This is a genomic window from Xenorhabdus siamensis, from assembly GCF_037996745.1.
GTDB lineage: Bacteria > Pseudomonadota > Gammaproteobacteria > Enterobacterales > Enterobacteriaceae > Xenorhabdus > Xenorhabdus indica.
Window position 1 is genome coordinate 70,600 of record NZ_JBBMXE010000019.1, and the last position, 13,734, is coordinate 84,333.

Sequence of the window (13,734 nt, forward strand, 5' to 3'; positions counted from 1 at the left end):
AATTAGGCTCTTGGTTCCGGTTGTTCCAGGTTTTTCAGATAATCATAAATGGCCGTTTGTGCGCGGATTTTACGCTTATTTCCCCGTGGCACATAGCGGTTGCTCAATTCTTTATCAATATAGCGCGCCTTGACCGTATCGTTAAACTGGAGTTCTAAAATATCCAACACTCGTTGTTTTAACAGGGGATCTAACAAACAAACGGCGACTTCAATACGATAATCAATATTCCGGGTCATCCAGTCCGCGGAAGAGAGGAAGATTTTTTCATCCCCTTTATTGGTGAAAACATAAACCCGATCGTGCTCAAGGAAGCGATCTACAATACTGGTGACCTGAATATTCTCACTAAAACCGGGTTGATTGGGAACCAGAGAACACATACCCCGGATCAGAAGACGCACTTTGACACCCGCTTCGGAGGCATCATACAGGCGATCCACTAATTCTCTATCTACCAGGTTATTTATTTTTAAGGTAATACCTGCAACTTCTCCTGCTTTGGCATTTTCGATTTCTTGAGTAATTAACTTATTGAGCATTGCACGTGAATTTTGGGGCGATACCATTAAATTCTCAAATGTTACGGGACGATAAGGGTTTTCAATAAAGTTAAATACACGACGTACTTCATTGGTCACTTCTGGCTTGGCTGTTAGCAGGGAATAATCGGTATATAAACGAGCGGTTTTTTCATTGAAATTTCCTGTACCAATATGGGCATAGCGGATAATTTCACTGCCTTCAAGGCGTGAAATGATAAACAACTTCGCGTGAATTTTCAGACCCGGAGCAGAGAAAATCACATGTACGCCTGCTTCAGTCAGGCGTTTTGCCCAGTGGATGTTGGCCTCTTCATCAAATCGTGCCTGTAACTCCACGACTACCGTCACTTTTTTACCGTTGTGAGCCGCATGGATCATAGAATCAATAATGCGTGAGTCTTTAGCTACACGATAGATATTAATTTTTATCGATAATACACTCGGATCAAATGATGCCTGCCGCAGTAATTCCAGCACATGCTCGAAAGTGTGATAAGGGTAATAGAGCAATACATCTTGTTCACGGATAGCATCAAAACCGTTGCGGAAATGATCGAACCAGGTATGGCGCAAGCGTGGCATTGGTTTATTCAGAAGGGTTCGGTTTCCTTCATTGGGAAATTTAATGAAATCTTTGAAGTTATGATAACGGCCGCCAGCAATAACAGAGTCATCATTAGACAACCCTAACTTACTGCGTAGTAGCTCTACCATTTCATCGGGCATATCTCGTTGATAAACAAAGCGGACAGGCTCGGCTGTTAACCGTTGTTTCAGGGTTGAAGACATCAATTCCAGCAAACTGGATTCCATTTCCGTTGCTAAATCGTATTCAGCGTCACGGGTCATTTTCATGGAGTAAACGTTCAGTGTATCGTAATCAAAAAAACCTTTGAAAATTTCATCCAGTGTATAACGTAAAATATTATCAAGCAAAATCATTGACTTGCGTTTTTTGGGCATTTCTGGCGGTAGATTAACAAAACGGGGAACTTTATCTGCTGGAATTTCCAGCAGGGCATATTTTGTCTCTTGTCCCCGAATAATTTCCACGGCCAAATAGGTGTAATCATCTTTCAAAAATTCAACCAGATTAGTCTCTGGATTGATGACGATAGGTGTAATATGCGGACGTAAATGTTGCCGGAAATATTGTCGCAACCAGATTTGTTGATTGGGTGATATCTGCCGTTCGTTGATCAAGAAAATCTGGTTGCGTGCCATTTCTAAGAGTAAATCGTTATAGAGTTCATCAAACTCTTGATCGATTTTGGCTACTTTAGACTGGATCTTTTTGAATAATTGCCGGGCGCTGGTTGCAGAACCCCGTTCTTCGCTAATAAGAATACGACGTTTTACATCAGCAAAACGAACTTTATAAAACTCATCCAGATTATTGGAGTAGATCCCTAGAAACCTCATTCTTTCAATAAGTGGATTGCTTTTGTCAGCCGCTTCCTGAAGTACGCGTTCATTGAAAGAGAGCCAACTGAGTTCTTTTTCTGTATAGAGGCGGTCGTGGGACATTACTACTCCGTTTGGTCCATTTATTGGGTTAACGATCTTGCTTTTTACTCTGAGAATGACGAATTTTGTTAGCAAAATAGTGATGTTGGAAAGTACACATCCGAATAGCAGTATGATAAGAGCCGTTTACGAAAAATTCATCGATTAATTCACCTTCGGTATAAAATCCTAATTTATTGTATATATGAATTGCTTTTTCGTTCTCTTTATCAACGATTAAATAGAGTTTGTAGAGATTGAGCACAGAAAATGCGTATTCCATCGCAAGTTTAACCGCCTCAGTGGCATAACCTTGCCCTTGATAAGCTGGTGCAATAATGATCTGAAATTCGGCACGGCGGTGAACATAATCAATTTCCACTAACTCAACCAAGCCGACTTTAGCATTCATGCTCTCTATAATAAAACGGCGTTCACTTTGGTCATGGATATGTTTGTCATAGAGATCGCATTCAACAAAAGCCTCATAAGGCTCTTCAAACCAATAGCGCATGACACTGGCATTGTTATCGAGCTGGTGGACGAAAGGGAGATCTTCCCGTTCGAGGGGGCGTAAGTTTACGGGTGGATTTTCAGAGCCACTGGACATTAGATACCTCAGTGTTTTTACGATAAGAGCCGATTTAGTTTTGGTCTATACGAAATGATATACGGATAGTTAATTATTACTAGATGTCCCCGTTGCCTTTCAAGTTACAGCTTTGGGTTAGCACTACAAATTATAGGAAAATATAAATTATAGAAAAAGAACGAAATATAGAGAAATAACTTTCCGAAAGAATAACTTACAGCAAAGTGTCTGGTTAATTTTCATTATCTTAACATGATTAACTTTAATACATTAGCCTTAAAACACATTAGCCTTAAAACGTATTAATCTCAATGCATTAACTTTACACGCTAACCTGAACACATTAATTCTGAACACATTAACTCTAGATAGTGTCGTCATGAGATACTTAACCAAAGAGCAAGGCAACGGATTTGGACCGCGGCAAGAAACGATGCACTATTTTTGGCATAGCGGGTTGCTATGCCACGCCAGCGTTTAAGATGAAGAAACGCATTTTCAACTAAATGCCTGAGTCGATAGAGGTCTCGAGCATATTCTCGTTTCACTTTGCGATTTTTTCGGCCGGGAATTTGCGCTGCCATGCCTTGTTTTTTTGCTTGTTCAACAACGGTATTACTGTCATAGCCCCGATCCGCTAATAAATGTTCTGCCTCTATTCCGTCAATCAAGGCCTCAGCTTGTGAGCAATCCGCTGTGGGACCGCTTGTAATAAGCGCTCTGATCGGCATACCATGCGCATCCACGGCCAGATGTATCTTTGTATTGAGCCCCCTTTTGTGCGCCCCATATCCTGATTGCCTCCTGCCGCTCCTGCGGCATGGGGATGAACCTTAATATGACTGGCGTCAATCATCAGCCATTCGAAATCGGGTTCAAAGATGAGTTCTTCAAGCAGTCCTTCCCATACGCCTTTGTCCCGCCACCGACAAAAACGGCGATGCGTATTTTTCCAGTCGCCATAATCGGGCGGTAAATCTCGCCAGGGTGCGCCTGTCCGTAAAATCCAGAACACGGCATTAATAAATAATCGATTATCATAAGCAACACGCCCCCAGGCCCCCTTACGCCCCGGTAGGTGAGGTTCAAGCAAACTCCAAATATGATCGGAAATATCGTGACGGCGGTGTGCGGGTGTGCTCATGGTTAAGTCATCCATTCATGTAATATAGGGTGATTATTACATGAATTTATTTATGACGACACTATCTAAACACAATGCTGTAATCAGTCTAATATTGGTTATTCTGAGGCATAACCTTGTGGTGGCAATATCTTGCCATCCATAATGGCGGTATTGTTATCCATTCTCAGACGTTGATCCAGGAACCAGCCGATGACCAGCGGGTAGATATTATGCTCCTGAGTTTGGACGCGTCTGATGACATCTTCTTCCTGATCGCCTGTAAAGATTGGTACTTTAGCCTGCAAAATAATGGGTCCACCATCAAGCTCTTCAGTAACAAAATGGACAGAAGTACCGTGCTCCTGATCTCCATTTTCTATTGCTTTACGATGGGTATGCAAACCGGGATATTTCGGCAACAGGGAAGGGTGAATATTAATCAGGCGTCCGCGATAATGCTGTACAAAACCGGGTGACAATATTCTCATATAACCCGCTAAAACGACCAAATCGGGCTGATATCGATCAAGAGCGGTGAGTAGAGCAAAATCATAATCTGCACGATTTGCATACTCTTTCGGATTGAGAGAATGCGTGGGAATACCCGCGCGTTCTGCCCGTTGCAGGCCATAAGCATTGGCATTGTTGCTGAACACTGCACAAACCTGTCCATTAATCCGGTTTTGTTGGCAGGCATCAATAATGGATTGTAGGTTACTGCCATTACCAGAAATTAATACCACAATTTTTTTCATAGGATGACTTTCTATTGACTGGCCTTTTATTAACTGGCTTTCTATTAACTGATAATGACTTGCTGTTCGTTGTGACCAAGTTCAGTAATGCTGCCGATTTGCCACGCATTTTCTCCTGCTGTGTTTAGGCATTCAATTGCCTGTTTTGCCTGAGATTGTGGTAGGGCAATTATCATACCGACTCCACAGTTGAATGTGCGGTACATTTCGTGATCGCTGACATTACCTGCCTGTTGCAACCATTTGAAAATCGCAGGCCACTGCCAGCTAGTCCCCTCGATTCTTGCCTGCATATTTTCTGGCAGAACACGGGGAATATTTTCCCAGAAGCCGCCACCCGTTAGATGAGAAATCGCGTGGATCTCAACATTCTCAATTAATTCAAGTAATGGTTTGACATAAATACGGGTCGGAGCAAGTAAATGATCAGCTAATGGCTTATCATCCAGTTTGGTTGTTTCAGGATTGGTCTGGCTGACTTCAAGGATTTTGCGAATTAATGAATAGCCATTAGAATGTGGCCCGCTGGATGCCAATGCAATCAGTGCATCGCCGACCTGAACCTGGCTGCCATCAATGATTTCTGATTTTTCAACCACGCCGACACAGAAACCAGCAACGTCGTAATCTTCTCCATGATACATGCCGGGCATTTCGGCTGTTTCTCCACCGACCAGCGCACAACCGGCTTGTTTACAGCCTTCTGCAATGCCGGTGATGACACTGGATGCTGTATCCACATCCAATTTACCTGTCGCATAATAATCAAGGAAGAACAGCGGTTCAGCACCTTGAACAACCAGATCATTAACACACATGGCGACCAAATCAATTCCGATAGTATCGTGACGTTTCAGATCCATCGCCAGACGCAGTTTAGTACCAACGCCATCTGTGCCGGAAACTAAAATAGGTTCACGATATTTTTGTGGCAGGGCACATAAAGCGCCGAATCCTCCCAATCCCCCCATCACTTCAGGGCGTCGGGTCTGTTTCACTACGCCTTTGATACGATTGACTAAGGCATTACCCGCGTCAATATCGACACCGGCATCTTTATAGCTAAGAGAGGTTTTGTTGGTCACTGCGTAGCTCCCAGGCGATTGCATTTGAATGAATAAAACAGAACGGGGGTAATTCTAACAGTCTAGGCAAACGTTTGCGATAGCTTTCTGTAGGTTATTACGGATAAAAAATAGGAGAAAAATACTTGTGGTTGCTAAAAATTAATAGGTGGATAGTGGCGCGATATCAAAAAGGAGGTATAATCCCGCGATTTTTTTATCTGCCGGCTAAATATACAGTAGGAGAAACCCATGAAGATCGTTGAGGTTAAACACCCACTCGTTAAACATAAACTGGGCCTAATGCGCGACCATGACATAAGCACTAAGCGTTTTCGTGAACTGGCCTCAGAAGTGGGAAGTCTTCTAACATATGAAGCAACTGCTGATTTAGAAACTGAGAAAGTGACCATTGATGGATGGTGTGGTCCGGTAGAAATAGATCAGATCAAAGGAAAAAAAATCACAGTAGTGCCTATCTTGCGTGCAGGTTTGGGAATGATGGATGGTGTGTTGGAAAATATTCCAAGTGCCCGTATCAGTGTTGTCGGTGTTTACCGTGATGAGAAAACATTAGAGCCTGTGCCTTATTTCCAAAAACTGGTTTCTGACATTAATGAACGTATGGCGTTGGTTGTTGATCCGATGTTGGCAACAGGCGGTTCTATGATTGCTACGATTGATCTACTGAAAAGAGCAGGTTGTCCTGTCATTAAGGTATTGGTTTTAGTTGCTGCACCAGAAGGCGTTGCAGCACTAGAGAAAGCTCATCCTGATGTTGAGCTATATACCGCGTCTATCGATGAACGTCTCAATGAACATGGATATATTGTTCCTGGCCTGGGGGATGCAGGTGATAAGATATTTGGTACAAAATAATATTTATAGAATAATCATATACAGGATCTTAAGCAGTAACCGTATATTTTAGATAGAAAAAAGGCTTCATTTATGATCTGATTATCGTCGCCAAACAAATATCAAAAACCACGGATGAAGCCTATGACGATTATTGCTATAAAACACCAGTTAATGCAATTATTCAGTGACGTTTCTTTGAATAAAATAGCCTTTGGCTGTGGGTTCACCCAACGTGTCAGAAATATTGAGCCACGCACGTTGATCCTCAGTCTGATTTCTGCACTCAGTACCGGTAAAATTAACGCCATTGCCCAATTACATCAGAAGTATAACGGCCTATGCCCCGACGCCCAGCAAGTCAGTTACCGGCCTTTTTATAATCAATTACGCAAACCGGCTTTTGAGGCGTTTATTAAAATCATCGTCCGATTTTTTATGGCTCAGTGGGTTGAAAAACAAGTAGCGATACCCCAAAAATTAGCTAAATTCCAAAATGTTATTTTACAAGATGGCAGCTCATTTCAGGTTCATCCTGCTCTCGCTGAAGTCTTTCCTTATCGCTTCAAAACAACCGCTGCCGCCGTTGAATGTCATATAACCATGTCATTATTCAGTCAAACACCAACAGCAATGACCGTCACAGCAGATACCGCAGCGGAACGCGCTTATTTGCCTGCTCCGGCCGAATTGAAGGGACAACTTCTGCTTGCTGATGCGGGGTATCCTGATTTTGACTATTTTGAACAACTCTCGCATTCAGATGCTTCATTTATTGTCAGAGGGAAAAAATCCCTCAATCCCCTGATTGTCGCCGCCCACAATGGACAAGGAAAATTGTTACCTAAACTGGCAGGAAAAAGGTTAAAAACGGTCACGTGCAGAATTCACCGCTCTGAAGTGTTAGATTTGCATTGTCAGCGTAACGGTTATGAATTTCGCATTATCCGCCGTTGGCTTAAGGAGGAAAAACGGTTTTGTATTTGGCTGACGAATTTACCAGCGGAAGAATTTACACCTAATGATGTGATGGATATTTATCGCTGTCGATGGCAGGTCGAGCTGTTATTTAAGGAGTTGAAATCCCACACAAACTGGCAAGGTTTTGCCACCCGGAAAGACTCGTTAGTCACCGGACTTATCTGGTCAAGTCTGCTCACCTTACTGGTCAGACGGACAATGGCAAGACGATTATTTCCGGAGGTTTCCTTACTTAAAGCGGCGCAAAATACGGATATCTGGTTGCGGCCAATAATTGAAAACCTGCTACAAAGGGCATGGTCGGAAACCTGTTTTTGGCTGGAAAAAGCCAAGGATTATTTATGCCGGAATGCCTTCAAAACCCGACAAAGAAAGTCATGTAAAAACAAGACATTGGAAGCGTGTTTTGCAAGGCTTAATTTTTAAGATCCTGTATATGATAGAATAATAAAGTTATAAGCTAAATTGTATTTGCTTCTTATGAGAAAGGGTTTTTCACAAAATCCTTTCTTATATTTTAGTCTTTGTGCCATAAAAATGGACTGCGCTAAAGATATCAGATGTTTTTTCTATATGATTCAATTTTACTTATTTATTTAGTATCACTAAAGATAAAGTAGAGAATACAATGAAAGATACCAATATTATTACTTTATATATAGATGAATCTTTGATCGAAGAGTTTTATACTGAACTTGCTAGGTTTCATATAGAAGTTGATCCAGTAATATCTCGTTCAGAGACATTCAACATTATTAAACCTACTCTCACTTTTTTTAAAGATAATCTAAGCTACCTTGATAGTATAAGAAGAGCACTCATAGCACTTTTGGGCGGTCGTAACTTAAAAATATCTATAGTTAAAAGTAATGGCAGCTCTATATCTATTGAGGGTGATTTAGATAAAAACGAAGTCACTGAACTTTTGAAAGAGGCTAATGCTCTGATAATTTCTACATCCGATAAAGAAAAGTAAATCATTCGAGAAAACAGTTCAGTGTAACTCATATTTATTTAGGATATATCGTAATAAAAGTATGATCATAGGGAGGAATTGCTCGACTTAATATAAGTTGGGTTCTTATCTATTTTTCGACAATTTCCAGCAAAATTTCTTCTAAACTTATTGATAGTATAATATTCATAGCAAGAGGGGATATTCTATCTTCTCTTTCATCAAGATCTTTTGTGTGGAAAAGAATATGGCTCAATGAGCCTTGTGCAAATGTAGTCTGTGCTCGTCTTGTCTTAAGTTGTTTTCAATTGCCATAGTGAACTCTTGAATCAGCACAGTGATGTATTTATTTTGTTATGAGAAACCACGGTTCTTTATATTTCTGTATGGTTCTTTAACAAAAATAAGCTGTGAGTGAAAAAAGTTTTCTCAGTTCGATTTTTAAGGATATTTTCAAATAATCTGTTTTTCAGAATAAATTTTAATCGATTGTTTTTAACTGTTTGTTTTATTTATTTTATTTTTCTTGTTAATTCTAAATTGGTTATTTTTTATTATATTAGAAATAATTGGCTGAAAAATAAAACATTATCAAAATGTATTGTCAACTGTGTTTGTTATCGCTTTTTGTAGTAGACTTGGTTTTTATGGTAAACTCAGTACTGTTCGTTATCCATTCGGTTTGAGGTGCTTCTGAATACACCGGCGCAGCTTTCATTGCCTTTATATTTGCCTGATGATGAAACATTTGCCAGCTTTTTTGCAGGTGAGAATACGTCTTTATTAGCAGCAATAAAATTGGCTATTAGTCAGTCACATGGCAGTTATATCTATTTTTGGTCCCGCGATGGTGGGGGCAAGAGCCATTTACTCCACGCAGCCTGTGCCGAATTGTCCCAACAAGGAGAGGCTGTAGGGTATGTACCGTTAGATAAACGAGCTTATTTTGTTCCAGAAGTTCTTGATGGTATGGAACATTTATCATTGGTGTGCATTGACAATGTGGAATGTATTGCAGGTGATCAGTTATGGGAAATGGCTATTTTTAATCTTTATAACCGGATTGTAGAGATCGGCCAAACCTGTCTTTTGATTACCGGAGATCGTCCTCCCCGACAAATTAACTTAACATTGCCAGATTTGGCATCTCGCTTGGATTGGGGGCAGATCTACAAATTGCAACCCTTGTCTGATGATGAAAAAATTCAGGCATTGCAATTGCGGGCGAAGTTACGAGGGTTTGAATTACCTGAAGATGTGGGCCGTTTTGTGTTAAAACGACTTGATAGGGAAATGCAAACACTATTTAGGACGTTGGATGAGCTTGACCGTGCTTCTATTGTGGCTCAACGTAAACTGACAATCCCATTTGTAAAAGATATCCTTGATCTTTAATAAGTTGGGTCAGGAAGCAAAGGGTGAAAAAGTGATAGAAGTATTTCCCTATCACTTTTCTGTATATCCCAAAATAGTTAATTGCCTAAAATTTCTTTAACTTGCTCTGGCGGACGCCCTAAGCGTGCTTTATCTCCTGCCACAACAATTGGACGCTCTATGAGCTTAGGGTTTTCGGACATTGCCTGGAGTAAGGTTTCCTGTGATAGTTCACTATTATCAAGTCCCAATTCTTTATAGAGCGTTTCTTTAGTTCGTATTAACTGACGGGCATCGTTGAAACCTAGCTTTTTTAATAAAACAGCAAGTTGTTTTGCTGTTGGAGGCGTATCGAGATAATGAATAATTTCTGGGGTAATCCCGAGGTCTTCAACTAACTTAAGCGTTTCCCGACTTTTTGAACAACGGGGATTATGGTAAAAAATAATATCTTGCATGTAAAAAACCTCATTTCTCATATTGGCTATAACGTTGTTGCAGTTGGCGTAACTGATCAATGCGGGCATCGTAACGGGCTTGATCATAACTATTTAATTTTACCAATGCACTGGCCTGGCTGAGATAATTTATAGCCATATCGAACTGTCCTTTTAATGCCATAGTTTCTGCATAAGCTGCCAGTTCAGTATTGCGTTTTCCTTGTTTACCTGCCGCTTCTGCCATTAATGACCAACCGGTTAAATCATCAGGATGGTTGAAAGTATATTGGAATAGCTGCTGTGAAGCCTTTGGATATTGTTTAGCCTGAATATAGACGTTAGCGAGATTGATTTGTAACACCGGATCATTTTTATGTTTTTGGAGGGCTTGTTGTAAGCGGGTAATAGCTTGCGCATACTGCGATTGCTCAATATCAATATCTGTCATGGCATCAATAAACCATATATTGTCTGGTTGTTTATCCAGTAATGGAGTCAGTATTGTTCTGGCTTCAGTATATTTTTTATTTTGGGTTAGGAGGAGAACCCGCCCGTAAGAGGCGGCAATTTTTTCTTTTGCAGTTCCTTGGCTGTATTTGTTCAGAAGCTCCTCTGTATAGGGAGATTGTACAGTAGACTCTATTGTCAGAATGCGCACGCGGGCAAGCAGATAATCTTGTGATTCTGGAATAGATTTTTTGGGATATTGATTGGCCCTGTTGCGGGCATCAGCTAATCGGCTGTCAGGCAATGGATGGGTATATAACATTTCTGGCAGTTTAGAGCTATACCGGGATTGATCCCCCAGAGTTTGCATGAAATTAGGCATCCCATAAGGATCAAACCCGGCTTGGTTCAATATCCGCATACCTATACGGTCTGCTTCTTGTTCATTTTCGCGAGTAAAGCTGATTATGCCTTGTGTAAAACCAGCCAGAGTACCACTTAATGCTGCCATTCCTGCTTGTGGATTAGCCATTAGCAATAAGATAGCACCTAATGTGCCAGCCCATGCTAGCGGCGATTTTCGTTGGATATCTTCCATCCGGCGGGCTAAATGACGCTGAGTGACATGGGCGATTTCATGGGCCATGACAGACGCTAATTCGCTTTCATTTCGGCTATAACGGAACAGGGCTGAGTGTAGTACAACATTGCCACCGAAAATAGCATACGCATTAATGTTAGGGTTATTGACGATATAAAAATGAAAAGGCGTTTTGACCGCATCTGCGTGATTTACTAACCGCTGGCCTAGCTGATTGATGTATTTTGTTAATAGTGGATCATAAATCAGCGGGGTTTCAGCACGTATTTGGCGGATATAGAAATCACCTAGTTCTATTTCTTGATTGATACTGAGCGTAGATCCTGCTGTTGTACCAATATCTGGTAATGAATCTGCAACAGGTGCAGAAAGGGCCGGAAGATTGCCAAATAGTGTCAGACTAACCAATATCGCTATCAGGGGTTTCTTAGTAGATGTTTTTTTCATAAAGCGACTCTCGTAAAACAGTGCTTATAAAAACACTATGTCCAGTTAGCTATCATTTTCAGGATACGTGTATGATAGCAAAGGGTAACTTAAAATCGGTCAGTCGTAAGCAATTTCAGTAAAATAATTGTTAGGTATTGTTATCAGGGAGTTTTTTTATGTTGGATATGATCATGCAATGGTATCGCCGCCGTTTTGCTGATCCACAAATTGCTGCATTATCGTTCATTTTGTTAGCAGGATTTGGCATCATTTATTTTTTTAATGGTATTTTGGCGCCGGTTCTTGCCGCAATTGTATTGGCGTATTTACTGGAATGGCCAACAGTAAAACTGGAGAAATTAGGATGTAGCCGCTCACTTTCTGTGACAATTGTATTAACTATTTTTATGGGGATTAGCGCCTTGATTATCCTAATTGTTGCCCCAACAGTATGGCAACAGGGTGTGAATCTGTTTTCTGACCTACCAAATATGATCAACCATTTTAATGAGTATGCTCATACTTTGCCTTCCCGTTACCCCGCTTTGGTTGATGCTGGTATTATTGAAATGTTTGCAGAAAACCTGCGTGGCAAGCTTTCCTTAGCGGGAGAATCTGTGGTTAAGTTTTCCGTGGCATCTTTGATTGGGCTGTTAACTTTTTCTATTTACCTGATTATTGTTCCTTTTATGGTATTTTTCCTGCTGAAAGATAAAAATAAGATGGTTGCAGCATTACAAAGTATCTTGCCACGTAACCACGGTTTAGCCGGGAAAGTATGGCATGAAATGAATCAACAGATTACCAATTATATCCGTGGAAAAGTGATGGAAATGGTTATCCTGACCATTTGTACTTACGCGGTATTTGCTTTCTTTAAATTGCATTATTCGATGCTGCTTGCTGTACTTGTTGGCTTGTCCGTGTTAATTCCCTATGTAGGTACGGTGATTGTCACTATCCCTGTCATTATAGTTGCATTATTCCAATGGGGCTTCGGAACAGATTTTTGGACGCTATTTATCGCTTACTTGGTTGTACAAGGATTAGACGGAAACCTGCTTGTACCTATTCTGTTTTCAGAAGCAGTAAATCTGCATCCACTGGTTATTATTCTTTCTGTTATTATTTTTGGTGGATTATGGGGATTCTGGGGCGTTTTTTTTGCTATCCCATTGGCGACTTTGATCAAAGCAGTTATTAATGTCTGGCCAGAAGAAAAAGCAGAAGAGTAGTCATAGCAAACTGCGATAGTACTGGTAGTGCAGAAGTCCGCGAAAAAATCCCCCATCTGGTTGATGGGGGATTGTGTTATTAGCCTGGGAGTTTATCAAGATGAATGCTGTTTTAGATAATCCAGAACAATTTGGTGGTGGTCACTGGTTTTGAATTTATCAAAAACGTGTTCAATATTACCTTCTGGATCAATTAAAAAACTGATGCGATGAATACCATCATAGGTTTTTCCCATAAACTGCTTTTCACCCCAAACACCAAATTGCCCGGCAACCTGATGATCAACATCAGAAAGCAGAGTGAAATTCAGCATCTCTTTCTCGACAAAGCGGGATAATTTTTCGGGAGTATCTGTACTGATGCCTAATACTGTGACATTAATTTTTTCCAGTTCGCCCATCGTGTCGCGTAAACCACACGCCTGAACAGTGCAGCCTGGGGTCATTGCTTTGGGATAGAAATAAACTAAAACACGCTGACCGTTGAAGTCAGATAAGTTAATGTTTTCACCATCTTGGTCAGGAAGGCTGAATTGGGGGGCCTTATCTCCGGATTTCAATGGACTCATCACGCATTCTCCGTTTAATCGTTTTTATTCAAATGGATTTTATACACTAATACGACTATATGTTCACTCATTAATACGTATTCTGCATCTTTCGAATAGCTGGCAACTGGCCCGATGGCTGGTACTGTGCATGGACCCATGCGAAATCGTTCTTTGCATCATGCCGAGGGTTGTCCCTTTGTTGGTTTCACTCGCTGACGAAGATAAAAAATGTTCCAAATAGCATACCGTCATATCCAGATAATAAAATAAACGAA

General features: G+C 40.8%; 13 protein-coding genes. 5 read left to right on the forward strand and 8 right to left on the reverse strand.

Features of this window, described 5'->3' with window-relative positions; genetic code table 11:
* Positions 1 to 2 precede the first annotated feature (2 nt).
* The 5 genes from ppk1 to purM form a co-directional block, all read right to left on the reverse strand.
* Positions 3 to 2,072, reverse strand: a complete 2,070-nt coding sequence (ppk1, locus tag AAC852_RS18105) for a polyphosphate kinase 1 (protein WP_340622185.1) — start codon at positions 2,070 to 2,072, stop codon at positions 3 to 5.
* A 28-nt stretch (positions 2,073 to 2,100) separates the two neighbouring features.
* Complete coding sequence (gene speG, locus AAC852_RS18110; RefSeq protein WP_340622186.1) at positions 2,101 to 2,661, reverse strand: spermidine N1-acetyltransferase; 561 nt, start codon at positions 2,659 to 2,661, stop codon at positions 2,101 to 2,103.
* 359 nt (positions 2,662 to 3,020) lie between these two features.
* Positions 3,021 to 3,787, reverse strand: a protein-coding gene (locus AAC852_RS18115) for an IS5 family transposase (RefSeq protein ID WP_340622187.1) whose coding sequence is annotated in 2 segments (ribosomal slippage) — positions 3,021 to 3,412 and positions 3,412 to 3,787 — 768 coding nt in all. Because the reading frame shifts where the segments join, the coding sequence is not laid out codon by codon here.
* A 98-nt stretch (positions 3,788 to 3,885) separates the two neighbouring features.
* Positions 3,886 to 4,524 carry a phosphoribosylglycinamide formyltransferase gene (purN, locus tag AAC852_RS18120; RefSeq protein WP_340622188.1) on the reverse strand — a complete coding sequence of 213 codons (639 nt, stop codon included), beginning with the start codon at positions 4,522 to 4,524 and terminating at the stop codon, positions 3,886 to 3,888.
* Positions 4,525 to 4,568: 44 nt separating this feature from the next.
* Positions 4,569 to 5,609: a phosphoribosylformylglycinamidine cyclo-ligase gene (gene purM / locus AAC852_RS18125; protein ID WP_340622189.1), complete on the reverse strand. Its 1,041-nt coding sequence runs from the start codon at positions 5,607 to 5,609 to the stop codon at positions 4,569 to 4,571.
* 231 nt (positions 5,610 to 5,840) lie between these two features.
* Here purM and upp point away from each other — a divergent pair, with 231 nt between their 5' ends.
* From upp to hda, 4 genes are all read left to right on the forward strand, one after another.
* A complete protein-coding gene (upp, locus tag AAC852_RS18130; RefSeq protein ID WP_340622190.1) occupies positions 5,841 to 6,467 on the forward strand; it encodes a uracil phosphoribosyltransferase in 627 nt (208 codons plus the stop codon).
* Between the two features lie 123 nt (positions 6,468 to 6,590).
* The gene (locus tag AAC852_RS18135) at positions 6,591 to 7,853 is read left to right on the forward strand and encodes an IS4 family transposase (RefSeq protein ID WP_340620463.1); all 1,263 of its coding nucleotides are present in this window, start codon (positions 6,591 to 6,593) and stop codon (positions 7,851 to 7,853) included.
* Positions 7,854 to 8,055: 202 nt separating this feature from the next.
* The gene (locus tag AAC852_RS18140; protein ID WP_340622191.1) at positions 8,056 to 8,403 is read left to right on the forward strand and encodes a hypothetical protein; all 348 of its coding nucleotides are present in this window, start codon (positions 8,056 to 8,058) and stop codon (positions 8,401 to 8,403) included.
* 666 nt (positions 8,404 to 9,069) lie between these two features.
* Complete coding sequence (gene hda / locus AAC852_RS18145; RefSeq protein WP_340622192.1) at positions 9,070 to 9,777, forward strand: DnaA inactivator Hda; 708 nt, start codon at positions 9,070 to 9,072, stop codon at positions 9,775 to 9,777.
* 77 nt (positions 9,778 to 9,854) lie between these two features.
* On the opposite strand, the gene arsC is transcribed toward hda, so the two are convergent.
* Together arsC and bepA are read right to left on the reverse strand one after the other, a co-directional pair.
* Positions 9,855 to 10,214: an arsenate reductase (glutaredoxin) gene (gene arsC, locus AAC852_RS18150; protein ID WP_340622193.1), complete on the reverse strand. Its 360-nt coding sequence runs from the start codon at positions 10,212 to 10,214 to the stop codon at positions 9,855 to 9,857.
* A gap of 10 nt (positions 10,215 to 10,224) precedes the next feature.
* Complete coding sequence (gene bepA, locus AAC852_RS18155; protein WP_340622194.1) at positions 10,225 to 11,691, reverse strand: beta-barrel assembly-enhancing protease; 1,467 nt, start codon at positions 11,689 to 11,691, stop codon at positions 10,225 to 10,227.
* A gap of 158 nt (positions 11,692 to 11,849) precedes the next feature.
* Here bepA and AAC852_RS18160 point away from each other — a divergent pair, with 158 nt between their 5' ends.
* A complete protein-coding gene (locus tag AAC852_RS18160) occupies positions 11,850 to 12,908 on the forward strand; it encodes an AI-2E family transporter (RefSeq protein ID WP_340622195.1) in 1,059 nt (352 codons plus the stop codon).
* 95 nt (positions 12,909 to 13,003) lie between these two features.
* On the opposite strand, the gene bcp is transcribed toward AAC852_RS18160, so the two are convergent.
* Positions 13,004 to 13,477 (reverse strand): thioredoxin-dependent thiol peroxidase, encoded by a 474-nt coding sequence (bcp, locus tag AAC852_RS18165; protein WP_340622196.1) that lies wholly within the window; start codon positions 13,475 to 13,477, stop codon positions 13,004 to 13,006.
* Between the last annotated feature and the right edge of the window lie 257 nt (positions 13,478 to 13,734).